This is a genomic window from Flavobacterium sp. RNTU_13 (assembly GCF_046614455.1).
Classification (GTDB): Bacteria; Bacteroidota; Bacteroidia; order Flavobacteriales; family Flavobacteriaceae; genus Flavobacterium.
Genome location: NZ_JBKJHB010000002.1, coordinates 681,817 through 707,718 on the forward strand (window position 1 = coordinate 681,817; position 25,902 = coordinate 707,718).

At 42.8% G+C, this 25,902-nt stretch carries 16 protein-coding genes; 4 read left to right on the plus strand and 12 right to left on the minus strand.

The genetic code is table 11. The features are described 5' to 3' along the window. Nucleotides 1-29 precede the first annotated feature (29 nt). A complete protein-coding gene (locus ACLI08_RS08070; protein ID WP_411427961.1) occupies nt 30-1,274 on the minus strand; it encodes an ABC transporter permease in 1,245 nt (414 codons plus the stop codon). A gap of 148 nt (nt 1,275-1,422) precedes the next feature. Between ACLI08_RS08070 and hisS the strand changes: the two genes are divergently transcribed. After that, nucleotides 1,423-2,844, plus strand: a complete 1,422-nt coding sequence (gene hisS / locus ACLI08_RS08075; RefSeq protein WP_411427962.1) for a histidine--tRNA ligase — start codon at nt 1,423-1,425, stop codon at nt 2,842-2,844. Nucleotides 2,845-2,922: 78 nt separating this feature from the next. Here hisS and ACLI08_RS08080 read toward each other — a convergent pair whose 3' ends face one another. From ACLI08_RS08080 to ACLI08_RS08115, 8 genes are all read right to left on the minus strand, one after another. Next, on the minus strand, nt 2,923-3,153 hold the full coding sequence (locus tag ACLI08_RS08080; protein WP_411427963.1) for a hypothetical protein: 231 nt from the start codon (nt 3,151-3,153) through the stop codon (nt 2,923-2,925). Nucleotides 3,154-3,425: 272 nt separating this feature from the next. Next, on the minus strand, nt 3,426-4,043 hold the full coding sequence (locus tag ACLI08_RS08085) for a hypothetical protein (protein ID WP_411427964.1): 618 nt from the start codon (nt 4,041-4,043) through the stop codon (nt 3,426-3,428). A 128-nt stretch (nt 4,044-4,171) separates the two neighbouring features. Then, nucleotides 4,172-4,867 (minus strand): hypothetical protein, encoded by a 696-nt coding sequence (locus tag ACLI08_RS08090; protein ID WP_411427965.1) that lies wholly within the window; start codon nt 4,865-4,867, stop codon nt 4,172-4,174. Beyond that, the gene (locus ACLI08_RS08095; protein ID WP_411427966.1) at nt 4,864-8,130 is read right to left on the minus strand and encodes a carbohydrate-binding protein; all 3,267 of its coding nucleotides are present in this window, start codon (nt 8,128-8,130) and stop codon (nt 4,864-4,866) included. Before ACLI08_RS08095 ends, ACLI08_RS08090 begins: the two co-directional genes overlap by 4 nt. Before the next feature lie 27 nt (nt 8,131-8,157). Then, nucleotides 8,158-9,618 (minus strand): glycoside hydrolase family 30 protein, encoded by a 1,461-nt coding sequence (locus ACLI08_RS08100; protein WP_411427967.1) that lies wholly within the window; start codon nt 9,616-9,618, stop codon nt 8,158-8,160. A 128-nt stretch (nt 9,619-9,746) separates the two neighbouring features. Further along, complete coding sequence (locus tag ACLI08_RS08105) at nt 9,747-10,607, minus strand: hypothetical protein (RefSeq protein WP_411427968.1); 861 nt, start codon at nt 10,605-10,607, stop codon at nt 9,747-9,749. Nucleotides 10,608-10,619: 12 nt separating this feature from the next. After that, nucleotides 10,620-12,128, minus strand: a complete 1,509-nt coding sequence (locus tag ACLI08_RS08110) for a RagB/SusD family nutrient uptake outer membrane protein (RefSeq protein ID WP_411427969.1) — start codon at nt 12,126-12,128, stop codon at nt 10,620-10,622. A 17-nt stretch (nt 12,129-12,145) separates the two neighbouring features. Continuing rightward, the gene (locus ACLI08_RS08115) at nt 12,146-15,268 is read right to left on the minus strand and encodes a SusC/RagA family TonB-linked outer membrane protein (protein WP_411427970.1); all 3,123 of its coding nucleotides are present in this window, start codon (nt 15,266-15,268) and stop codon (nt 12,146-12,148) included. Between the two features lie 459 nt (nt 15,269-15,727). On the opposite strand from ACLI08_RS08115, the gene ACLI08_RS08120 reads away from it, so the two are divergent. After that, nucleotides 15,728-18,598 (plus strand): triple tyrosine motif-containing protein, encoded by a 2,871-nt coding sequence (locus tag ACLI08_RS08120; RefSeq protein ID WP_411427971.1) that lies wholly within the window; start codon nt 15,728-15,730, stop codon nt 18,596-18,598. 386 nt (nt 18,599-18,984) lie between these two features. Here ACLI08_RS08120 and bglX read toward each other — a convergent pair whose 3' ends face one another. From bglX to ACLI08_RS08135, 3 genes are read right to left on the minus strand one after another with little or no spacing between them, the layout of a single operon-like run. Then, entirely contained in the window at nt 18,985-21,273 is a 2,289-nt protein-coding gene (gene bglX, locus ACLI08_RS08125) for a beta-glucosidase BglX (protein ID WP_411427972.1), read from the minus strand. Between the two features lie 28 nt (nt 21,274-21,301). Then, entirely contained in the window at nt 21,302-22,684 is a 1,383-nt protein-coding gene (locus ACLI08_RS08130; protein ID WP_411427973.1) for a sialate O-acetylesterase, read from the minus strand. A 17-nt stretch (nt 22,685-22,701) separates the two neighbouring features. Further along, entirely contained in the window at nt 22,702-23,715 is a 1,014-nt protein-coding gene (locus ACLI08_RS08135; RefSeq protein ID WP_411427974.1) for a carbohydrate binding domain-containing protein, read from the minus strand. Nucleotides 23,716-23,998: 283 nt separating this feature from the next. On the opposite strand from ACLI08_RS08135, the gene mazG reads away from it, so the two are divergent. Continuing rightward, nucleotides 23,999-24,772 (plus strand): nucleoside triphosphate pyrophosphohydrolase, encoded by a 774-nt coding sequence (gene mazG, locus ACLI08_RS08140; RefSeq protein ID WP_411427975.1) that lies wholly within the window; start codon nt 23,999-24,001, stop codon nt 24,770-24,772. Between the two features lie 4 nt (nt 24,773-24,776). Beyond that, complete coding sequence (locus ACLI08_RS08145; protein ID WP_411427976.1) at nt 24,777-25,901, plus strand: hypothetical protein; 1,125 nt, start codon at nt 24,777-24,779, stop codon at nt 25,899-25,901. Nucleotide 25,902 lies beyond the last annotated feature (1 nt).

Here is a 25,902-nt window from a genome sequence, read left to right on the forward strand (position 1 = left end):
CCTACTGAGACTGAAAACTGCGACTAAAATTATTCGTAGCGTAACGCTTCTACAGGGTCTAATTTTGCAGCCTTAATTGCGGGAAGCAGCCCTGAAACTATTGTAACAATAATAACCGTACCCAGGGCAGCTATTGTAGCCAGCCATGGCATAGGGAACGCCATGCTGAACAATAAAGATACACCGTAACCCGTAAGCAGCCCCAGTATAAGCCCCAATAAGCCCCCAAAGAAACAAATAACCAGTGTTTCGGTAAAAAACTGCATGGCTATGATCGTCTTTTTGGCACCCAGGGATTTTCTTACCCCGATTTCGCGGGTGCGTTCTGTTACAGATACCAGCATAATATTCATAAGGGCTACCGAAGATCCAAATACCGTTATAACTCCTATAACCCATGCTGCGGCGCCAAGTGTAGCGGTTTGAGAGCGCATGTTTTCAAGCAGTTCGTCGCTGCGTTCTATACCAAAGTTAGTGTCTGCAGTAGGGCTTAATTTACGAATGCGACGCATTGTCAGGGTGGCTTCGCCCACAGCGCCTTCTAAAAAGTCCTGATTGGTAAGGCTTACTTTTATAGTGTAATCTATATTAGCAGCGGTAAACATTGAACGCGCTATCTGAATAGGAATAAACAAGTTTAAATCCTGCCTGTTACCAAAGGTAGAACCTCGGGCTTTAAGCACACCTATAACTTTAAAGCGTGCGCCACGTACCGAAATGGTTTGCCCTATAGGGTTAACGTCTTTAAGAATTCCTTTTTCAAAGTCGGCGCCTATAACACAAACGTAATTGTTGTTTGTAATGTCAAAATTTGTAAAGTTTCTGCCCGAGGTAATTTCTAACCCTGAGTTAGGTAAAAAATATTCATCGGCACCCACTACGGTGATTTCCGGGTCTGATTTTTTGTCGGCATATTTTACCTCTGCATTACCCGCTGCGGTAAACGAAAGCGATGTTTTAGCCCCCGGAAACGTAAACCGGTCCTGAAAAGCCTTTGCCTGCGGATAGGTAATTATAGGATTTTCCCGGCTTTCGGCATCGTTTTGCCTTCCCACACGGTTGCTGTTATCGTACCGGCTTATAGAAAAGGTATTAGCTCCCATGCCTGCAAAACTGTTGGCTATACTGTTCTCCAGTACAGCAACTGCCGCAAGTATACCTACCAGTGCCCATACACCCAGGCTTATTATAAAAACGGTAAGCGTAGTACGCAGCTTTTGCCCCCTAATGGAGTCTAGTGCTATTTTGGTATTTTCCCTGAAAAGGTTAAACATATTGCGGTGCCTGATTGATAGTTAATGCTAAATATATACACAGTTGTACACAGGTTTGTCGCACTTATGCTGCGGATGTTACACCCTGTAGGGTAAAAACTGGAATCTAAATACGGAAATGGCTATATTTGCACCAAAATTTTATACCATGGCAAAACCCGGAATCCCTAAGGGAACAAGAGATTTTTCACCTGCAGAGGTGGCTAAGCGTCAGTACATCATGTCGGTAATTAAACGACATTTTGAACTGTTTGGCTTTCAGCCGATAGAAACCCCTTCGTTTGAAAACTCAGATACCCTGATGGGAAAATACGGCGAGGAAGGTGACAGGCTTATTTTTAAGATACTGAACAGCGGTAATTATTTTTACGATAAAAAAGGCATAGAGTTGCCGGCTTCGCTAAACGAGCTATTGGCTAATTCTGCCGAAACTATATCTAAAGAACAGCTGGTAGACCTTAATAAATTTACTGCTAAAATTTCTGAAAAAGCCCTGCGTTATGACCTTACCGTGCCGTTTGCGCGCTACGTGGTACAGCACCAGAATGAAATTACGTTTCCGTTTAAACGCTACCAGGTACAGCCGGTGTGGAGGGCAGATAACCCGCAAAAAGGGCGTTTCCGCGAGTTTTATCAGTGCGATGCAGACGTGGTAGGGAGTACATCATTATGGCAGGAGGTAGAACTTGTACAGCTGTATGATGCCGTTTTTACCGCCCTGGGATTACATGGGGTAACCATTAAGATAAATAACCGTAAAATACTTAGCGGCATTGCCGAGGTTATAGGCGCGAAAGATAAGCTGATTGATTTTACCGTAGCGCTTGATAAGCTTGATAAGATAGGGGAAGCAGGTGTAAAAGCCGAAATGGAAGCCAAAGGCATTACCGCAGCTGCGATTGAAAAAGTACAGCCGCTATTTAATTTTACCGGAACTATCACAGAGAAAATAGAAAAACTGGCGGTATTGCTTTCTTCATCTGAAGAAGGGATGAAAGGTGTAGAGGAGCTCCGTTTTATTTGTAGCAACGTGTCAGAACTTGGTTTGGGCACAGCCATACTGGACCTAGACGTTACCCTTGCGCGTGGACTTAATTACTATACCGGTGCCATTTTTGAAGTAGCTGCGCCTAAAGGTGTTGCCATGGGGTCTATAGGTGGTGGTGGACGCTATGACGACCTTACCGGAATCTTTGGGCTAAAAAACATGAGTGGCGTAGGTATATCTTTTGGGTTAGACCGTATTTACCTGGTGGTAGAAGAGCTAGGCTTGTTCCCTGAAACGGTCACTGAGGGTACTAAAGTATTGTTTATTAACTTTGGTAATAAAGAAGCGCTTTATGCACAGCGTACCATTACCACTTTAAGAAAAGCCGGTATAAAGGCAGAGTTGTATCCTGATGCTGCAAAAATAGCCAAACAGTTTCAGCATGCCGATAAACGTGCCATACCGTATGCTGTAATGGCGGGTGACGCTGAGGTAGAAGCAAATCTGTACACGCTTAAAAATCTTGTTACTGGCGAACAGAATAGTGTAACTATAGAGCAGCTTACCGAAGCGCTTAAATAAGTAATCCAGTAGTTTTAAAAATATAAAAATCCCGTAACGCAAACCGTTACGGGATTTTACTTTTTTGGGGAGTAGCAGTTATGCTACATCCAGTAATTTTACTTCATTTTTTGCTACGCCACCCGTAGGATCCTGTACAATCTCTATCCCAAGGATTTCAAAAGGGCGCTGAAGCAGCAGTCCGTTTACATCAAGATAATCCATTACCAGTTCATCAAAACTGTCCGGGTGCAGTGCGATGGCCACGCTGTCTGTTAATTCATTTTCTACAATAAATTCACGCATGGTGTCAAATGTAATTTTAGTCATAAGCTTCTATTTTAGGTTATGATAAAATTACACTTTTGACTGTAACTTGGTTTTTTAAAAATGTTAAATTTTGAAAAATTAACATTTATGACCGTTTTTTATTACACTAATTAATGAATTAAATGTTAAAATTTAGCATATATTTCAATTAAAATTTCTTAAAATAATGCGGTTTTTATGGTATAATTAGCAAATACAAATGTTGTTTTAACAAATATTTAGTAAAAATTATCTTCTGGTTATAAAGCGTTAAAAACGTTTTGGTTAGCCCATTAAAACCTGAAATCAACCGTACCCTCACCGGTATTTCCGGCCTTAGGAGTGTTATTTTCTACTTTTTTACCCTTAAGTTCCGGATATTTTTTTTCAAATTCCTTCATGTCGCGCTCCATATAATCGGCTACAAAAATCCTTGGTGTTCCTTTAACAGCCTTGTCCACGTAGTTTAGCTCGCCGAAATACGTTACACTGCCTTTTTTAATCTCAAACGGTATTGCAAAGTCTTTACTGTAGCTCACTTCACCTGTAGGGCCGAGGCGGTTTAGGTAACTGTACCTGTTAAAAGCGTATGTTCCGGGTTCACGCTCTATAATTACCAGATAGGTTTTTTTGTTGCCAAAATCACCATTCCACCCTGCGCCCGATTTGTGCGGCGTATTGATTATTATTTTACCGGCATTTTTCTTTTTAAACGTTTTATCGTTACCTGTGGGCTCATAGAAGAAGCGGTATATTTCATTCACCGGTGTATCGCCCTCAAAGGTTAAGGTACCTATGGCAATGCCCTTTTCGGGGTTGGCAGGGTATTTATCCGGCGATGCGGCATACTCTGTTTTAGACGCGCATGATGCTATTACTATTGCCACAAGGGCAAGAAGGCTCTTTTTCATAGAATATTGTTTTTACACAAATGTAGTTAAAACAATAAAAGTTAGAGGAATCAAACTGCGTTAAAAAAGAATCCCCTGCGGTGCGTAAGCATGCAGGGGATAGCATTATAAAAAAGAGGGCAAAGCGTTTAGTACACTTTAAACTGAAATATCTGCGATGCAGTAGTGTTTCCTGCAGCATCTTCAGTTACTACTTTCCAGTAGTACTTAGTGCCCGATGCTACATTTATACCGTTTAATTCTGTTGCTGTTGAGGTAGTACCCACCTGAGTAGCAGGATTAGCGTTAGTATCCATATATACCGTATAAACACTAATATCATTATCCACATCGGCACCTGCCCATTTAAGGCTTATTTGCGGCCCGTTTACACTGCTGCTCATAGCAGGGGAAACAAGGTCTGCCGGGAACGGGGCGTGGCTTACCGTAGCGGTTCCTGCATTATAAAATTTCCAAACATCGCTTTTTACTGTAGTACCGTCAGATTTACGAGCACCTACATACCAGGAGTAGGGGGTGCCCTTTGTAAGGGTTACATCAAAAGAAGTAGCGGTTGCAGCGTTATATTGCAGCTGAGACTGCGTGTTAAGGTTTTTTACGTATAGGTAATAGCTTTGCGTACCTTCGGAGGCATTCCACTGAAAGGTTACTTTATTTTGGGTATCAGATACATCTGTACCGGTAAGGCATTCTGTGTTGTTTGCAGGTGCAGAAAGGGCTGAAGCAGCATTACCACCAGCCGGTGCCGAACCGTTGTCGTCGCCTCCACAGCCGGCAGCTCCTAAAAGCGCTGCGAAAGAAAGGTATATTAATTTCTTTTTCATTGTTTTACAATTTTAGAGTAAGACGTGGTACCGCCAGCCGTAACCTTTACTATGTATACGCCGCTTTGTAGCGCAGCTGTATCTATTGTAACGGCGTCGGTTTGAGAAGCGGTAACCTTAGCAGTCATTAGTTTACCTACTGTATCGAATATCTCTATGCCAACTGTTGTGTTTTCGGCATAGGCCGCTACAACATTCAGCACATTGTCTACCGGGTTAGGGAATACAAGGGCCTTATTATCCAGTACAAAGGTTTCTTTGTATTTGCCCTGGCAATCTTTATCGGTTTTTACCTCTATGGTGTTTTCACCTGGTGCTAACGCAACCTCGTAGGTGTCGTTGTTTGTTTCTACAGATACGCCGTTAACGGTAACGGTATACAGGCTTCCGCCTTCCATATTTAAACTAACCGTTTTAGCATTGCGGTTCATTTTAGACAACACCGAAAGATCTGCCGGTTGTGTTATTTCTACCGTAAAACACTGGCGGTAGGCAAGTGCTTCTGATAAAGTAAAGCACAACTCGTAAGTGCCGCCATCAAGGTTTGTAAATGCCCCCGTGGTAGTAAACGCCGTACTTTGGTTATATCCGGTTGCGGTAAGTGTAGCCGTATAGTTGTGGTTAGCCGCTGTGGTAAACGCTATACTTCCATTATTGGCATTTCTGCAGGTTTCGCCGGTGTTTGTAATGGCAAAGTTGTTTTGTGGTAAGGTAAATAACGGACAGCCGTTAAAATCTACCACAGCACCCACAGGGGTATCAGGGCAAAGGTCTACGTTGTTACCTATACCGTCAAAGTCATCATCTGGCTCTGTGTAGGTAAAGCGCAGCCAGTTAAGGTTAAACTCAGGCGATACAATTAAAAACCTTAGGTAATACCTGCCTGCCGGTAGTATAACCTGTGTGTTTTTTGTTTGCCACGTTTGCCATCCGCCGGTAGGAGGTAGGGTAACGGTTTCTATGGTTTGCGTATCGGCATTAATAAGCTGAATAGACATCTGACCGTTAGTTTGCAGGTTTGCATATCGGTACTCCACTCTGTAGTTACCCGCCTGGTTTATATTAACCAGATAGTCTAGGTAATCCCCGGGGCTGGTGTAGCCTATATTTTGCCCGCCTCCGGTATCTGAAGTATTTTCAAGCACCAGTCCGTTATTTACGTAAAAGCTTTCTGCCTGTATGGTGCCAGGTAGCTGCTGTACATTCCCTATACGGTTTATTACCAACTTATCTGTGTAGGTACTGTGTACGGCATTGTCTGCCGCTACAAGGTTAGAGCCTGCGTACGTAAGGGTAATTACATCGGTATTGTTTAAGGCTCTTTCAGGGGTAATGATAATGCTGTTACTGCTTACGGTATTAATAGCTGTAATGGCTACAGCGTTTCCGTTTGCTTTTAATGTAAGGTTGCTATCGGTATAATTGATACCTGAAGCAAGGTCTTTGTTAAACGTAACCAAAATTTTATCACCCAAAACATTGGTTCCCGCATCTACAGTTTTAAGTGCTACAGACGATGCCGGTACAGCATTTTTAAACTCAAGATAGTTGAGGTTAAAACCTGCTGCATCTACGTAAATCCTGAATTTATTAGTACCTGCCTTAAGTATAACACCCAGTAAGGTTTTTGTTCCCCAAGTGGTGTATCCGCCGGTATTATCAAGGGTTATCATTTCAGAAATCCTGCCGGTTTGGTCTTCAAAATGAAGCTTTCCACCCACACCCGCATAGCGTATGTCTATATCATAAGCCGTGTCTGCAGCTACTGTAAGGGTATATTGCATCCACTCTCCAGGAGCCGTATGGCTCACGTGGAAACCATTGGTTACAGCATCGGTACAGCTTTGTATATCTACACCGTCGTTACGCATTTGCCAGCCCTGGTTCCATGCGGTATAGGTACCGCCGCCGCTGTGGTAGGTAGCTACATCATTGTCTTTATATGCATATTCGTTGGTACCGTAATCGTACTCAGTAGCGTAAAGCTTGCCCGGTAAATTGTGTGTTTTATACTTTTTAGTATCGGTAGTTTGTACCTGCCTGAACATAGCGTCTATAACGCTGGTGTTTACAGTGGTGTTTTCTATCTTAAAATTTTCGGCAAGTTGCATTAGTGTAGTAAATGCCGCTGATGCCGATGGTGCGGTACCTGTACCCCCCCAGTAATCCAGTAATTGCTGGTAACCTGCAGGCATCTTCACACTGGTCATACCCGAAATGCTTTCTACCTTTTTCATAGGCCACCAAGACCATCCTATACCCAGGTCTTCAACCAGTTTTATCGCATCCCTAAACCATACGTTTCCGTTTTCGCCACTTTCGCCCAGCCATAATGGTACATTGTACTGGCTGCGTAGGTTTAGTAACCCCTGTATGGCATCTTGTGTATTGCTGTTCCAGTATTTATGGAAGCTTAGCGTCATGTTATTATCCCAAAGGGGCATAATACCGGCGTAGTTGTTACCCCAGCAGTTACCCTCTATAATAATCATGTGGTTTTGATCTACCTCGCGTATGGTTTGCGTAAGCTGCACCATTATGCTGCGTAGTGGGCTGTTGTTGCCCTCGTCGCATCCGTTTTGGTTGGTACCGGTAAAGTTCCAGTTAGGCTCGTTTATAAGATCGTAAGCACCTATCCAAGGGCTGTCTTTGTAGCGCTCTGCCAGTTTTCTCCATAGTGCCACCAGCTTTTGCTTGTTAGCTTCGCTTTCCCATAACGATGGTTTGCTCGGGTCGTAGTCAGATATGTTAGCATCCTTACCCTGTCCGCCCGGTGTAGCGTGCATATCCAGTATAAGGTACATTTGATTTGCTGCACACCACTGCAGTAACTGGTCTGTGCGGTTAAAGCCTTCATCCAGCCAGGTTTGCTGCCCTGCTACAGGTTCCTTTTCTATAGGTAATGTATACAGATTGTAGTGCATAGGTAAACGAACCGAGTTAAATCCCCAGGCTTTAAGCGAATCAATATCACGTTTTGTAATACCATTGTCCCGGTATTTTTGGTAGAACGTCTCCGTATTGGTTTCGCCTACCAGATCTGATATTTTTTTTCGGATTTCGCGCTGTGTGCCTGCAAAGCTTGCTGTTTGCAGCATGTATCCTTCCTGAATCATCCATCCGCCAAGGCCCAGCCCGCGCAGGATAACCGTATTTCCGTTACCGTCTACAATGTTTTGTCCCTGCTGGTGCAAAAAGCCCTGGCTAAACGCCATAGCAGGAATCATAACACTAATAAGTAACGATAGTATTACTTTTTTCATAAATCGTTTTTTGGTTGTTTATTGTTTTTAATATACCAAAGTATGTATTCCGTGTGCCGGAATGATAAACGTTGCTTTGCTGTTAGCAATCATAAGGTGGTACTGAACGGCGTTGTCTGACGCGTTCATAACTACGGTTACCACCTTTCCGTCAGGGTTTTTAAACGAAGCACTTTGCAGTGTGCTGCGGCTTACCGCCGAGCTTAGCCTTTTTGCCCCGGGTTTAACAAACTTAGAGAAGTGCCCTATGTAGTAGTAAGACGGGGTGTAAATAACCTCTCCCTTAGTTAAATCAGCGTGTACAGGGGCAAAACAAAAGTTACCTACGTGGTTAGGCCCGCCTTTTTCATCGAGCAGAATGTTCCAGTCAGTCCAGCCGGTAGTACCGTTGTTAAAGTCGTTAATCATTTGTTCGCCATAGCGTTCGCCATTTGCCCAAAGCATCATTTTAGAAGCATCGTATTTTTCTACACAGCCTTCGGTAAACATAAGGTTTATGGCTGGGTAGGCCTCATGTACTTTTTTCACATTATCGTACAGTGGTTTTGCCCCCGTCCATGTTTCGTACCAGTGGAAACCTACGCCCCAGGCATATTTAGCCGCTTCAGGATCGCTAAGTATGGTATTGGCACGCTGAAACAAAAGATCGCGGTTGTGGTCCCAAACAATTATTTTTTTGTCTTTGTAGGCTTTACGAACCGTAGGACCCAGGTAATTTTTTAAAAAATCTCTTTCTTCTTCAGCTGTGTACACGCAAGATTCCCATGTTTGTGTAGCCATAGGCTCGTTTTGCAGGGAAATACCCCACACAGGGATTCCTTCTTTTTCGTAGGCGGCAATAAATTTTACGTAGTAATTAGCCCACGCCTGGTAATACTGCGGTAACAGTTTGCCACCTTTAAGCATATTACCGGTACTTTTCATAAAAGCGGGGGGGCTCCACGGGCTTGCGTAAAATGTAACTTTGTTATCGGCTTCCTTTAAAGCCTGTTTTATTAGCGGCAGTTTATATTTCCTGTCGTGGTCTATATTAAAAGAGCTAAGCGAGGCGTCGCCCTCTTTTATATACGTATAACTGTCGCTGCTAAAATCACAGCTGTGAATGTTTGTACGGATAATAGAGTAGCCTATACCATCTGTAGTGTCAAAATACGCTTTTAAAAACTCTTTTTGCTTATCGGCAGGCAACTTTGCAAATACTTCGGCAGAGGCATCGGTAATTGCGCCACCGATACCCATTATAGGCTGAAATGTAATATCTGGCTGTACAAATACGCATATTTCTGTTTCCAGGGGCTGTATAGCTTTGTTAAAAGCACCACCTTCTGATTTGGTAAACCGTAGTTGCGTGTTTTCTGCCGTAGTATATAGCGTAACGCTTTTGCCCGCTGCGGAGTATTTCGGCTGGGTTGTATTGGTTTTGCCCTTTTGTGCCATGGCAATGCTTCCGAAAGCAAAAAAAAGCGCTAGTATGCTGTTTTTTTTCATTTTGTAGATAAAATTTACGCTGATAATATTAGTTGGCTGTAGTGGTGTTTTTCAAAATATGGTTAAAAAATAGCCTGTAGTCAAATTAATGAATACAGGCTATTGCAAAACTAACCCTATATGAATAATTAATTGATTCTCCTGAATTCTACATTATCCAGAGTAATGTTACCGCTGTTACCGCCACCACATTTTATAACAAGGTAAACTGTACCATCGGTGTCAAATGTGATAGGATTACCGGTGTGTTCACCACATCCTACATCTGAAATAAGTCCGCTAAACGGAGCGGTAGCACATCCTGCCCAGGTGTTAAGCGCAAAACGCTTAGGGCCAGAACCAAAACCTTCGTTATAGTCTTGTCCGTCTACAGGGCGTACTGGTGAAACGTATACTTCAAACCAAGTATCCTGTGCGCCTTGTCCGCTTACTTTCATATCCAGTTTATACTGCTTACCTGCTATTACGTTTACCGCCTGGTAAATAGCTTTTTGGTTCCATCCGCTTGCAGATACGGTAGCAGTACCGTTAGCAAATGTCCACTCTGCACCAGACGCACTAATGTTTGCCACTGTCCAGTTTGTAGCACCATCTGTAAAGCTGTTGTTTAGTATAAGGTTACCCGCTACAGGGTCTGGTGTAGCTACAGTAACGGTTTGCACTGCTGTGTTCATAGCACCACCCGAACCAATAGCCTTGTGTGTAATGGTATACGTACCAGCATCCGGAAGGAAAATATCGTACACCTGCGGCGCTTTTACCGGCCCGTTACCAAAATCCCAAATGTTGTTTGTAGATTCTGTAGTACCCGTTAGCCTAAGCTTGTTAGCGTTTCCGTCAATCTGCGTTACTGTAAACGAAGCATCAATATCGTCGTTAGACAGCGCATTGCCTGATTTTACTTCATCGGGCTGGCAACCTACGGTTAGGGCTGCTGCTGCCATAACGGCAGCAAAGCAGCTTGATTTTATAATATTATTGGTTCTCATAGCTCCAAAAAATTAATACTTATCGTTTTGAATTAGTTTGGTGTTAGTCAGTTGGTTTAGCGGTATAGGCCATATTTCGTGCTTACCGGCTACAAATCCGCGTGATGCAAGCTTAGAAGCAGCCTGTCCTGTGCGGATAAGATCGTGCCAACGGTGTCCTTCACCCGCAAGCTCCAACCTGCGCTCTTTCATTACCGCATCCATAGATACAGTGATTACCGGCATGTTAGCCCTTCTGCGTACGGCGTCTAGCAATGCCTGTGCGCGTGCGCCTGTACCACCTAGTGCTTCTGCCTCCATAAGGTAGGTATCTGCAAGGCGTATTACGTAGGTATTTTGCCTGTAGTTTAGCACCACATCACCACCTCCTGTAGTAAGGTCTGCATTGGTAGGCATAAATTTCTTAAGGAAATAGCCTGTATCCATATAGCCCGGAGAATATGTAGCCTGCCCTGTTGCCACAAGGTTACTAAGGTCTGCAATTGTAGCATCATAACGGGTATCGCCTACTAGTGCATCACGCAGGTCCTGAGTTACTGTGTTAAAGCTCCAGCCTGTTTCATACTTTGGTGCAGTAGGTGTAGCAGCACTGTAACCACGTGGGCCTACCATTACGTTTAAGGAGTTACCTTCATCTGTTCCAGAGCCCCAGGCACCCCATGTAGCATTACTTTTAGAGGTGTGCGTAGCTTCCCAGATAGACTCAGAATTAAATTTATTGTCTACTTTCCAAAGGTCAGCAAAGTCAGTTAGTAGTGAATATCCGTAAGGGTTGGCTCCGCCCGGTGTTCCGTTTACTTCGGCAAGTATCTGTGCTGCCTCGGTATTTTTCTTCTCGAAAAGGTATACTTTACCAAGAAGTGCCTTACCAGCTCCCTGAGATACACGTCCTGCTTCTGTTTCAGCATTTATTGTAGTAGGAAGATCTGTAATAGCAGCTTTAAGTTCGTTTTCTATAAACGCATATACGTCTTCTGGCTTAGCCTGCAGTACATTATAATAGCTGGTAGGGTTAACCGGCTCTGTAATAAGCGGTATGTTTTTAAACATGGTAACCAGCTGGAAATAGTAGTATGCCCTAAGCATTCTGGTCTCTGCCACAAAGCGTGCTTTTTTGGTAGCATCCATGTTTGTAGTAGGAAGCTTTTGTAAAAGCACGTTTGCCCTGAAAATTCCCTGGTAGTAATCTGTCCAGAAACTGTTTGGTAATGATGCAGGGTTAATGGTATAATTAGAGAACGACTGTATACCAGCACCGTCTGATGCGCTACCGCCACCTGCATAAAAATCATCTGAACCGGCGTTTAGCATGGCAATCATGTTTTCAAATCCGCCTGATTCTTTTTTCATAATGTCGTATACTGCTACAAGCCCTGAATAGGCTTCAGTTTCTGTTTTGTAGTAGTTAGACTCATCTATACTAGCTATAGGATCTACTTCTACAAAGCTATCGGTGCACGAGTTTAGTGCAGATAGCGCCATAGCGGCCAGTACTATTAATTTGATGTTCCTGTATTTCATTTTTCGCACAATTTTAATTAGAATGCTAAGTTACAACCAATCATAAACGATCTTGCCTGAGGATAATAACCGCGGTCAATACCCATTACGTCTCCACCGATTTCAGGATCAAAACCTGTATACTTAGTAAACGTTAAAAGGTTTTCTCCGGTTACATAAAGCCTTGTTTTAGATAGTCCTGCTTTAGATATAATGCTTGATGGAAGTGAGTACCCAAGCTGAACCACTTTTATACGGAAATAGTCGCCATCCTGAAGATAGAATTTAGACGGCTTGCTGAAGTTTTGGTTAGGGTCTGATGTAGAAAGCCTAGGGTAGGTGTTAGAAGTACCTTCGCCGGTCCACCTGTTTAGGGCGTTTGTTTGCCAGTTGCTGTTAATCATATCCAGCCTGCGTACTCCCTGGAATATTTGGTTTCCACCAACACCCTGGCCAAATACGGTAAGGTCAAAGTTTTTATACTCAAGGTTTACGGTAAGTCCGTAAGTATAATCAGGTAGAGGCTTACCTATGTAAGTACGGTCTTTTTCTGTAATCTGGCCATCTTTGTTAAGGTCAGCCCATTTAAAGTCACCCGGTACAGCGTTAGGCTGAATTTTTGCACCGCTTGCATCTACGTAAGCATCTATTTCTGCCTGGTTTTGGAATATGCCTTCGTTAATAAAGCCGTAGAATGCGTTGTAAGAAGTACCTACAGCACTACGGGTTAACGGATAAGCAGAGGATTGTATACCAGGACCGTCATTAAACTTCCTGTCTGCACCTACACTTGTTACAGTATTTTTAAGTGTAGAGAAGTTACCATTTGCACTGATTTTAAGGTCGCCGATTTGCTTACGGTAGCCCAGCTCAAATTCTATACCGCTGTTTTTAATAGAAGCAACGTTACCTAGTGGAGCGTTAGAAGCACCAATGTAGCCTGGGATGGTTACATATTGAAGGATGCCGCTTGTCTTTTTAACATAGTACTCTGCAGTAAATGTAAAGTCTTTAAGCAAGGTAGCATCAAAACCTACGTTTGTCATCGTCGTTTCTTCCCAACTTAGGGATTGGTTACTAGGGCGTATCAGGGTATTACCTATAGCTACGTTACCTTGATTACCAACTGTATAGTTATAACCACCACCTACAAGTGAAAGATAGCCGAATTGATCAATGTTGTCGTTACCGGTTACACCGTAACCACCACGAAGTTTAAGCTGGTTTACGTAGTCGTTTTCTTTCCAGAATTGTTCTTTATTAATGTTCCAACCTAAAGAGAATGATGGGAACACACCATATTTTTTATTTGAACCAAACTTAGAAGAACCGTCTCTACGAACAATCGCCGTAAGCAGGTAACGCTCTTTATAATCGTATGTAATCCTACCAAATACAGAACTTAGCGTATTTTTTGCGGTATCAAAAGCGTAGCTTTGAATATCTGAAGCCGGAGTACTCCAGTTAAATGATGCATCAGCATGGTTGTTTACCGGCTGGTTGTAATAAGTAGTACCCTGACCGTAGCCTATGTTGTTTACATAAGCACCCTGACCTACAAGTACTGTAAAGTTGTGGCCTGCAATATTTTTAGAGTAAGATACAGTGTTTTCTATGTTCCAAAGGAACGATTGGTTTTGAGACCTGAAAAGGCTGTTTCTTAGTGTGTTGCTGTTTGGTCCCATGTACGATTTTGGCGTAAAGCTCTCTGAGCCGTAGTAAGCCTGTTTACCGCTTACCTGGCTTCTGAACTTAAGACCTTCTGTAGGAGTTATTTCAGCGAAAGCACTACCCAGTATGTTGTCTGCCCAGTCGTAATTACCAAGCCTTGTTTGTACATACGCAAGTGGGTTCGTCATTTCCTGCTGTACAGCATCAGAAATACCATAATAGTTACCTGCGGCATCTTTTACAGCAAACGTCTGAGAATAATCGCTAGGGTTTGGCCTTGTTGAAGGATCTGTAACAATTGCAGGTGTAGTAGGGTCAAGGTTAATGGCAGAAGCAAGAGGGCCGCCAAATTCACCATTAGTATTACCTAAACCTACTGTTTTTTCGCGAGAATAGGTAAATGTTTGTCCTACGTTTAACCAGCTTGTTACTTTGTGGTTAGAGTTTAACCTAAGGGTTTTACGCAGGTAGTTAGATATTTGCGAAGTTACTATACCTTCCTGGTCTGTGTAACTAAATGAAGCAAAGAAGTTAGATTTATCGTTACCGCCGCTCAAGCTAAATTCGTGTTGCTGACGTGCTGCGCTATCGTTAAATATTTTGCTTTGCCAATCTGTACCTTTACCGTATGTGCCTACATTAGGGTAAGGCAGTTTAAAGTCACCAACTCCGTTATAACCGTTAGCATATTGCTCGTTCCTTAAAGCAGCATACTGCTCTGCATTCAGCAGGTCTAGCTTGCGTGCTGCGCGAGATACGCCACCAAAACCGTTGTAAGTAACAGAAATTTTACCTGATTTACCTTTTTTGGTAGTTACAAGTATAACACCACTAGCTGCCCTGGTACCGTAGATAGCGGCAGAAGCTGCATCTTTTAGTACTTCCATTGAAAGGATGTCTGACTGGCTGATGAAGCTAATGTTATCCATCACAACACCGTCAACAACAAATAGTGGATTGTTAGCATCTGCTCTAAAAGACGTTACACCCCTTACACGTACTGTGGCAGACGAGCCTGGCTGGCCAGAGTTTGCAAAAATAGTAACACCGGAAGTCCTACCTTGTAGAGATTGCTCTATACGGGTTAAAGGAAGGTTTTCAAGTTGTTCTGCTTTTACAGAAGAAATTGCACCGGTAACCACCGATTTCTTTTGTGTACCATAACCTACAACAACAACTTCTTCAAGTACATTAGTAGACGGTACAAGTTGTACATTAATTTCTTTTTTGCCGGATACAGCTACCTCTTGCGTAGCGTAGCCAACAAAACTGAACTGAAGCGTAGCCCCGTTGTCAGTTTTAATTTGGTACTTACCATCTATGTCAGATGATACACCATTTTGGGTTCCCTTTACATAAATAGAGGCACCCGGGACCGGCAATCCGGTTTCGTCTGTTACCTGTCCCGAAACGACAGATTCCTGCGCCCATGAGGTAAGCGCGAAGAGCAGACAAATTACATGAAAAAAACGTAATTTTAATAATTTCATACTCATTAAAATTTGGGTTGATTATTTATTAATAATGAGCAATTATACGTCTATTTTTCGTGTTTTATCATCCATAATTTACTACAAAAACTCATCAATTTGTTTTTTTTAACTATATAAAAACCCATCAAATATTTTATAATGAATTGAAAATCAATTAAAAAAAATATTTTTTTATCTTTGTTAAAATCTTAACTTTGTGTAAAATACCCTTACAAAATTTAATACTACTATTACAACGTTGTAGTTGATTATATGTCAATGTGTTATGTTTTTGTTAATCCTTAATTTTTGAGGTGTTTTTGAGGGTTTTTGCTTGATTTTGAAACGTTGAAACAGGCAGGTTTTTTACCTAAAATTAGGCATAAAACCGAGTTGAAATTACCTGCCACTACAACGTTTTATGTAGATGTTTTTTATTTAGGTAACTTTAACCTGATTTAAAATTGGTTTTTTGATATGAACAGCAGGTTTACGTTTTTTTTATTACTTACACTATTTGCTACCACGTTTTGTAACGGGCAGGTTAAGAACATAGGCTTGCCTAAAATTATAAACTATAAAAAGTCGGACTATTTAGGGGGGGCTCAAAACTGGGAAATGGGGCAGGATAGCCGTGGTAATATGTACTTTGCCAACACCGAGGGTATGCTGCAGTATAATGGCACATCGTGGACTAAATACCCAATACCTAACGCTACCGTGCGCTCTTTAAAGGTAGATAAGTCCGGGCGTATATATGTGGGTGGGTACAATGAGTTTGGCTACTTTGAAGCAAACGCAAAGGGAAAACTGGTGTATCATTCCATATCTAAACTCGCTACCCCTAATTCCAAGAAAATCATCGACTTTGTTTGGAAAGTGCACATACTTGGCGACGAGGTAATATTTCAAACTTTTTTTCGCACCTACATATATAAGTCCGGAAAAATAACCGTACTGGAGGCACCTAACAGGTTCCAGTTTTCGTTTGTGTTAAACAATACCCTTTATTTTCAGGATATTGCTGCCGGCTTGTTGGAATACCGCAATGGTACGCTTACTTCCTTACCTAATACTGAGGTTTTTAACAATACTGAAGTATGGGGCATATTGCCGTATACAGGTAACCGCCTACTGGTTATAACAATAGATAAGGGGATTTACCTGTACGATTTTAGGCAGGTAACTCCCTGGAAATGCGAGGCATCTTCATTTGTAGCGAAGAACAGCAGCTTAGGCGGTCGCATTTTAAATGAACGTTTTATAGAACTTAACACCGTATTAAACGGTATTATAATATGCGATATGAGTGGCAATATAATTCAGCATATTAATAATAAGAAGGGTTTGCTAAACAATACGGCACTAAGCTCCTGTCTTGATTCATCCGGCAATCTTTGGCTGGGGCTGGATAACGGTATAGCGTACCTGAATATTAATTCTCCGTTCACATACCTGGGTACAAGTTTTGATCTTAGTTCGGTCTACGCTTCGGCGGTGTATCAAAGTAATTTGTATGTTGCTACAAACCAAGGTGTTTTTAGCCACTCATGGAAACAGCCCTTTAAGGAAGATAACTTTACATTTTTACCAGGCACCACAGGGCAGGCGTGGGGGCTGGAGGTTGTAGATAATGAAATGCTTTGCTTGCACAACCGGGGGCTCTTTACCCTTGTAAATGGCAAGCCCGGCCGCTGGCTCGATGATCGTAGGGGATATTTGGGCCTAAAGAAAATTCCCGGAAAACCTAATTACTTAATGGCCAGTAACTACCACGGGTTTGCCATATTAGAAAAAACGCCGCAAGGGTGGCAGTACCGTAACCAAATAGATGGGTTTAACGTAAGTGACAGCCGCTTTGTTACCGATGGGCAAAACGTGTGGCTTTTAAAAAACTTTACGCTATACCGACTGAAGCTCAGTAATGATATGAAGCGTTTTACGGTTACTGCTACGTATGAAGGGTTGTCTAAATCGGTAAAGAACATAACCAGTACACAAATGATTAACGGTAAAATATATGTACAGGGGCAGAATCGTTTTTTCCTGTATGACGCTTCAAACGATCGTTTTGTGGAAGACAAGAACATGTCTGGCATTTTTAGTAAACTGCCTAAGTTGCGTTATTGTTTTGAAGATAATAAAGGTAACATCTGCTATTTTTACGCAGAGTCATCTATGGGTATGCTCATGAAACAGCCAAACGGTACGTATAAAGATGTACGTTCTCCGTTTTCGGCAGTTACAGGTAACCTGGTGTACTTTTTTGAATCGGTAAATACCATAGATGAAAGGAATATTTTTATTGGCCTAACAGAAGGTTTGGCACATTATAACCCCAAATTATACTACGGTAATGCCGACAAGCCAAAGGTGTTTATTAAAAGTTTCTCGTTTGACAACGACACGCTGTACACCGGGAACAAGCCTAATATACAACCTGCTGCTGTACCTTATAAATATAATAGTGTAAAGTTCAATTTTTCCTCGCCGGCGTATGACAACCCTGAAAATATAAAGTTTTCCTACAAGCTCGATGGCTTTGATGATAAATGGAGTAATTGGTCTAATGTGCCTGTAAAAGAGTATACTAACCTTTCGGAAGGTAGTTACCGTATGGCGGTAAAGGCCATTAATAGCTCTGGCGAGCAGTCAGATCCTGTTATGGTTTCCTTTAGCATTAACCCTCCCATTTACAGGCATCCGGTAGCCTATGTTTTCTATATTTTGTTGATAGGTACAGGGATTTATCTGGGGCGCAGGAGGGTAAAACTAAAAATGCGCCAAAGCCGCTATTACGAAACCCTGGAACAGCGACGCCTGTACCTGGAACGAGAGACAAAAATCAGGCAGGAACAGTATGAACTAGAAAAGGAAATTGAAAGGCTTAAAAACGAGCAGCTTAAAGTAAAGATACTTACAAAAGATAAGGAGCTTGTAAACAACTCGTTGCAGGTGGTTAAAAAGAATAAGATGTTAAATGGTATTATTAACAAGCTGAAAGATATTAATCCAGAACAAATGGATGAGGCTACACGCCTGCAGTTTAATAAATTAAATAAAACAATAAGCAAAGAGCTAAATACAGATAAAAGTTGGAATAACCTGGAAAAGCACATACGTAACGTGCACTTTGACTTTCTAAAAAGGCTCAAAGAAAAATACCCGGCTATTACACCGCGCGAAATGGACTTGGCTACGTACCTGTTAATGAACATGAGTACCAAAGAAATTGCCGAAATTATGAATATAAGTGATGGGGGAGTGGAGCTGGCCCGATACCGCTTGCGCAAGAAACTTGACCTGCCGCGAAAAGAGAATCTTACCGGTTTTTTAATGACGATTTAAAAGATTTTGATAATACTGAATTTCTATTTCGCATTGTTTAGCCATGTATGATATTTTTAAGCGTTGCAAAATTATAGCCTGTCACCACACAAAGTACTGAAGCCATTTGTTCAGTAAACGCTGCTAAGAACTATATATGTATTTCTGAAGCTAAAATTATGCAAATGCCGAACGAAAACGTAATAGGTAGCTGTTTTTCGGAAAATACCAGATTTTATAGCTTTTGATTATCAGGTATTTATGTTTTATGGTTTTTTAAAAAAATACATCAATTGCGGAAGAATCATTACCGTTAACCAATATACATATCTTTTTTGAAGGAATTTTCCTATAAAATAAAAGCGGCGCAAATTTGCGCCGCTTTCTCGTTTAAGGTATGCTAACTTTTACTGAAGTTCAAATGTTGCTTCCTGTACTTTTTCAGATGATGAACCTACAAAAACTTTAAACGTTCCCGGCTCTAACAGATACTGGCCTTCGTTGTTATAAAAGCCCAGTTCTTTATCGGTTAGGGTAAAGGTTACGGTTTTGGTTTCGCCTTTTTTAAGTGCCACCAGCTCAAAGCCTTTAAGCTCTTTTATGGGGCGTGCCAGGCTGGCTACTTCATCTCTAATGTAGAGTTGCACCACTTCTTTACCATCGTAATTACCTGTGTTTTTAACGGTTACGCTTACTTTTACAGGCTCGCCCTTAGCGTAAGATGTTTTGTGTAGGGTTACTTTACCATACTCAAAAGTAGTGTAGCTAAGACCATGACCGAAAGGGTATAGCGGTGTTTTTTCTACATCGCTGTAATGCGACCAGAACACGTTATTATCAGCGTTTGTAGGCCTTCCGGTGTTTAGCAACGCGTAGTAAATAGGCACCTGGCCCACGTTCCTCGGGAACGTCATAGGTAGCTTACCGCTAGGGTTATAATCACCGTAAAGTACCTGTGCCACAGCGTTTCCGGTTTCTGTACCCAAGTGCCACGCCTCTACAATCGCAGGGATATGCGCATCTGCCCAAGTAACAGAAAGTGGCCTTCCGTTGTTTAGTACAAGTACTACATTTTTGTTTATTTTATATACTTCTTCAAGCAATTCCTGCTGTAAACCGGGCAAATCGAGGTTGGTACGGCTGCGGCCTTCTCCGCTGCTAAAGCCGTGCTCGCCTAGCACCATAATTACCACATCGGCTTCTTTGGCAGCTTTTTTCGCCGCATCAAATCCGCTTCTGTCGGTAGTATTGTACACCACTTCATCCAGGAAAGTAGCCTTGTTTACAGTAAGTTCCGCGCCTTTTTCATAGGTAAGGGCATTGCCTTTGTATTGTTGTAAACCTTCTAAAACAGATACGGCAGTATTATCGTCTGATGCAATACGCCAGCTGCCCAACGGACTGTTTTTATCTGCTGCAAGCGAACCGATTACAGCTATTTTCTGTCCTGTTTTTTTAAGCGGAAGCAGGTTACCTTCGTTCTTTAAAAGCACTATGGATTTCTTCGCCATGTCCAGTACAGCTTCATGGTTGGCTTTACTGCCAATGACCTCTTTTTCAGTCTTTTCATTGCAGTAACGGTACGGGTCGTCAAACAATCCAAGTTCAAACTTCACACGTAATATGCGGCGTACAGCATCGTCAATAAGCTTAACGTCTACCTTGCCTTCCTGTACCAGCTTAACCAGTTCATACACATATAAATGGCTTTCCATATCCATGTCTGCACCGGCGGTTACGGCCTTTTGGCTCGCGTCGGCCCCATCTTTGGCATGGCCCCATTTTATCATTTCGCGTATTGATGCCCAGTCGGTTATCACAAAACCGTCAAATCCCCATTTGCCTTTCAGTATATCTCTTTGCAGGAAACTGCTGCCCGTTGCCGGTACACCATTAAGTACGTTAAACGAGTTCATAAAGGTACGTACACCTGCATTTTTAGCCGCTTCAAATGGTGGTAACACAGCGTTGTATAACGTTGAATTACTGATGTCTACAGTGTTGTAGTCGCGTCCCGCCTCTGCAAATCCGTACGCAGCAAAGTGCTTGGCGCAAGCCGCAATGGTATTGGGTTTGGCAAGGTCTGCACGGGTATCTCCCTGAAAGCCCTTAACGCGGGCCTCGGCTACTTTAGCGCCAAGGAACGGGTCTTCTCCGGCGCCTTCCATTACACGTCCCCATCGGGCGTCACGGCTTATGTCTACCATAGGCCCAAACGTCCAGTTAATGCCCGATGCAGAAGCCTCGGCAGCAGCGGTTTCTGCCGATTTTCGTATGGCCTGCATATCCCAGCTTGCAGCCTCTGCAAGCGGTATGGGAGACAGGGTTTTATACCCGTGAATCACGTCAAAACCTATAATGAGTGGTATGCCCAGGCGAGTTTCTTCTACTGCTATTTTTTGTACTGCACGTACCTGGTCTACACCGCGTACCGTAAGCATAGAGCCTACCCAGCCTTTGCGAAGATGTTCGTATTTTATGGCAGCATTACCTTCTTTAGGGGCAGGGCCTGTAACTTCCCAAAATCCGTTGTATTGGTTCATTTGGCCTACTTTTTCCTCTAAGGTCATTTTGGCTAAGAGGCTTTCTATGCGGGTTTCTATGTCTTGTGTTTGTTCCATTTTTTTCTTTTTCTGGGATTGTGCTGTGCCGGCCGCCAGCAAAGCCAGTACTATAAGGGTTTGTGATTTTTTCATTTGGTTTTACACGTTGTTTTATAGGGAGTTACTCGCTTGTAAATGATGAGGCGGGTAGATTAGCACTGTTAAACAGATCAGACACCGCGGCATTTTTCCAGCCGTAGCGCACTTTTACAGGACGGGAAACCTCCGCAGAACTTACCACTACGGCGTCTTTTTCCAGTTTTGCTGAAGCCGGGTAAAACTTGCCATCGGCACCGGCTATTTCAAATAAAGTAGACGTTTTTCCTGCAAAATGAAGTCCTGAAGCATTGCTGAAATGAACAGTAACTTTATTGCCTTTAACGGTAAAATCTTTATATAGCGGGCTTTCGGCAACCGCTTTGTTTGTGCCGTATATTTTATTCAACGCTATGTTAGCCAGGCGTATACCTACAGGCTTTTTATCGCGGGGGTGAATGTCGGTAAGGTTGCCCACATCGCTTATTACGGCCATGGCTGTATTAGGCACTTGGTTTAGTACCCTGCGCTGCGCATCGCGTACCTTCACACCCCAGTCGGCATCAGGGTACCCGTCATAATTATACGGTGCAATTTGCACATAATAAAACGGAAAGTCATAAGACCACGCTTTTCTCCACGATGTTATAAGCCCTGCAAGTGTTTTATTATATACCTCGCTCCCCACGTTACTTTCGCCCTGATACCATAGCGCGCCCGCTATCCGATAGCCTGCAAGCGGGTTAACCATTGCATTCCAGGCGCGGCCGGGCTCATGAGGGCCCCATTCGGCGGGCTTTAGCTTTGCTGCTGCCTGGCTCAATATAGGATCAGCGGCAATGGCCTCTTCCGGAAACCAGATTTCTGCCGGCGTGCCACCCCAACTCGAATTGATTACTCCAATCGCCACTCCCTTAAGGTCTTGCTGAAGGCGTTGGGCAAAGAAATAACCTATAGCACTAAAGTGTTTCATGGTTTCAGGGCTACACGCCTGCCAGTTACCCGGTAGGTTTTGCTGCGGATATTTAGCCGTAACTTTAGGTACCGTAAAAAATCGGATATCAGGGTAGTTAGCCTTCGCTATTTCTGCCTCGCCACCTGTAATTCCTGCATTTGGAGTCCATTCCATATTGCTCTGCCCGCTACATAGCCATACCTCGCCCAGCATTACGTTATTTAGTGTAACCTCGTTGTAGCCTTTAAATTTTATGGTGTAAGGTCCACCCGCTCCCGGTGTTTGTACGTTTAAGCTCCAGGTAGCTTGGTTAGATCCTTTTATCTTATATTCCTTATTATCCCAGCCTGTGGTTACGGTTATTTCCTCATTAGGGTGCGACCACCCCCATAGTTTTACAGGTGCATTGCGTTGCAGCACCATGTTATCTGAAAAGAACGAAGGCAGTACCACATTAGCGCTTGCGTATATCGGTGCACACAGGGCCAGAAGTTTTAGAATTAATCGTTTCATGGCTTTACTTTCCGGGATTATTGATTTAAGAAAGTTACTTTAATGTCATCGGCAAGGAGCGTACCCGTGCAATTGCTAAGTGCCAGCATCAGCCTGAATTTTTCGGCATCCTGCGGCAGGTCAAAGGTTTTATCAAAAAACGTCCAGTCTTCGTTGGCGGTAACACTCCCTATAAGTTGATCGTCAGTGGCTTTGGTTTGTCCATCTTTAGTCAGCTCTAAAATAAATACGCCATTGTTCCAGGTTTCCTTACCTCGGATTATTTTATCGGCTTTAAGCCAGCCCGATACCTGTATTTTTTTGCTGCCTGAAGGTACCGTAGCAATTTGATCTATACCGGTCCAAGTGGGCTGTTGCGAACTTATGGCTACTGCCGAAGTACCTTCTTTAGCCGTGTTGACAAGGTTTACACTACCACGCCAGCCTTTAGTGCCGTCTTCAAAGTTTCCGTTTTTAAATTTTTCAGCTGCAGCCTGTGCGGCTTTTCGCTCGTCATCTTTTTTCTTTTCAAAGTCGGCTGTACTGTAGGGTATGGCGGTTACTTCGTCAAATAAAACTGATCCGTTAGTTTGTGCCAAAGCCAGCATAATCCTGAACTTTTTGGCACCATTAGGTACAATTACAGTCTTTTTATATTCTGTCCATCCCGTAGATCCGGTAACCTGCGCTACATTTTCATAGCTTATGTTTGATTCTCCACCGGTTAAAAGTTCTACGGTCATTACGCCCGCATTCCAGGCGTCTTTACCACCTTCTATATTGTCTGCTTTTATCCATACGCTAAACTCTAAGGCAAAGGTTTCTTTTGGTATAGATACAATTTGATCTATCCCTTTCCATTGCTGTCCTGTAAACTGGTTTATCATGCCGCTGCTTTTTCCGGCTTTTTTGTCAAAGTTATTTACCACGGCTACTTCACCGCGCCATTCCTGGGTAGATCCTGCTTCAAACCCTCCGTTTTTTACAAGGTTTTTTTGACTCCATCCGGCAGCACCGGCTAATAATAATAGGGGTAATATACTTTTTTTCATGATGTAATATGTTTGTTTTAAAGCTGTTCCATGTGTTAAGAAAACGTTGTAACAGCGTTGCCAAAATACCTAAAACCTCCTTTTTAAAAATATATTATTTTATCTATTACTTATACAGGATGTACACAAACCGTAGACTTTGTAGTAATTGTTTATTTTTTTGCACGGTATTTTATTAATCACATGGATTTGCGCCTCAGGCATCTATCTTAAATGTAAAGGTTTAGCAGTGGTGCGTGTTTAATTGTAGCGGTTTCTGTACTTTTACGCAAAATTTACTGCCATGAATACACGCCAGCAACAACTCGACGCCTTTAACCGCTTACTGGATATTATGGATGACCTCCGTGAAAAGTGCCCGTGGGATAAAAAGCAAACCCTGCAAACCCTGCGCCACCTTACCATAGAGGAAACTTATGAACTGGGCGATGCCATACTGGATAACGACCTTACAGAAGTAAAGAAAGAGCTGGGCGATATACTACTGCACATAGTATTTTATGCCAAAATAGGTAGTGAAACAGGCGATTTTGATATTGCCGATGTAGCTAACGGCATTTGCGATAAGCTGATTCACCGCCACCCGCACATATATGGCGACGTGGTAGTGCAGGATGAGGAGGAAGTAAAACAAAACTGGGAAAAACTAAAGCTGAAAGAAGGCAAAAAATCAGTGCTGGAAGGTGTGCCAAAAAGCTTGCCTGCGCTGGTAAAGGCCAGCCGAATACAGGATAAAGCCCGTGGTGTGGGATTTGACTGGGAGGAGCCTAACCAGGTTTGGGAAAAAGTACAGGAGGAGCTTGGCGAGTTTTATGAGGAGGTGCAAAGCGGCGACCACGATAAAATAGAGGCGGAATTTGGCGATGTATTGTTTTCGCTGATCAATTATGCACGGTTTTTGAAGGTAAACCCTGAAGACGCGCTGGAGCGCACTAATAAAAAGTTTATAAAGCGTTTTACATATCTTGAGGGTAAGGCTGCTGAAATGGGTAAATCCCTGGCAGATATGACCCTGGCAGAAATGGATGTGTTTTGGAACGAAGCTAAAAAACTATAACGGAATGAAGCAATTTTTACTCGGCTGCCTGTTGTTAATCGCAGGCGGCAGCTTTGGGCAAAAAATCACGGTTGCCGAGCTGCAATTAAAGCTGGAGGGCAATAAAACCGAAGAAATAATGTATGGCTTTGCCGCCGGAGACCGCGTTATTGTAGCGCTTAAAGCGGATGGTTCGGCGCTTGGTGAGGTAAGCATTTTACAGTACCCGGATGTGCTAAAATTCAGGGGGCAAAACATACGTGAGGAGAAATGCGAATTTACGGCTACAGATAAGGGAGTGTTTGTGTTTAGGTTTACCAACACAGCCCGCGGAAAACGCACCATGAATGTTACCATACAGCGCGTTCCTGATGGTAGTGCCACCCGTAATTTTAATACGGCTGTAAAATGGGCTACCGTACAGGATACCGCCTGGACAGCCGTGACCAAAGATGTTATGGTAGGCTATGATACCCTTAAAGTACAAAAGACCCGTAAAGTAGTAGCTTCAGAAAACCGTTATGAGGAGCTGGTTATAGACAAGAGCCAGCGCGTGAATGCTAAAAGTAGTTTTAGTGCCACGCGCACTTTTGTAGAATTTTCACTTCCGGTAAACGAAGTTACCAAGTATGAGAGTAAAAAGGTAGTGGCCTGGGCGTACTGGGTAGGTGTAGGCGAGGAGAGTAACGAGTTTTGGAAACAAAACCGTAAAATGATAGTAGGTGCCGTACAGGGTGCCACTACATTTTTTACAACCCCTCTTGGTGGTATCGCTGCAGGTGCCGTTACTAACCTGGTGCTACCCGTTAACGGCGAAGATGTAGAATACGCAATCAGTAACGAGCAGGCCAAAAACCTGTTTATGGCTCAAAAAGACTATAAAGCCTACGATAATGGCAAAGGTATTGCTGCTTATAAACGCTTTACCGAAAGTAAGTTACAGCAGGGCAAATTTTACGTACTGTTAGTTAACGATAACCTTGTACAGCCTATAGACGTAAACGTAAAGGTTTCGGCAATTATAGAGCACATTAAATACAAAGACGAAAAATATACCGATTATGAGGTAAAGCCCCGTTACGAAAAGAAAATTGTAAAGGAACCGCAAATATCATCTGCTAAAGTACCGGTAACGTATGATTACCGGTAAC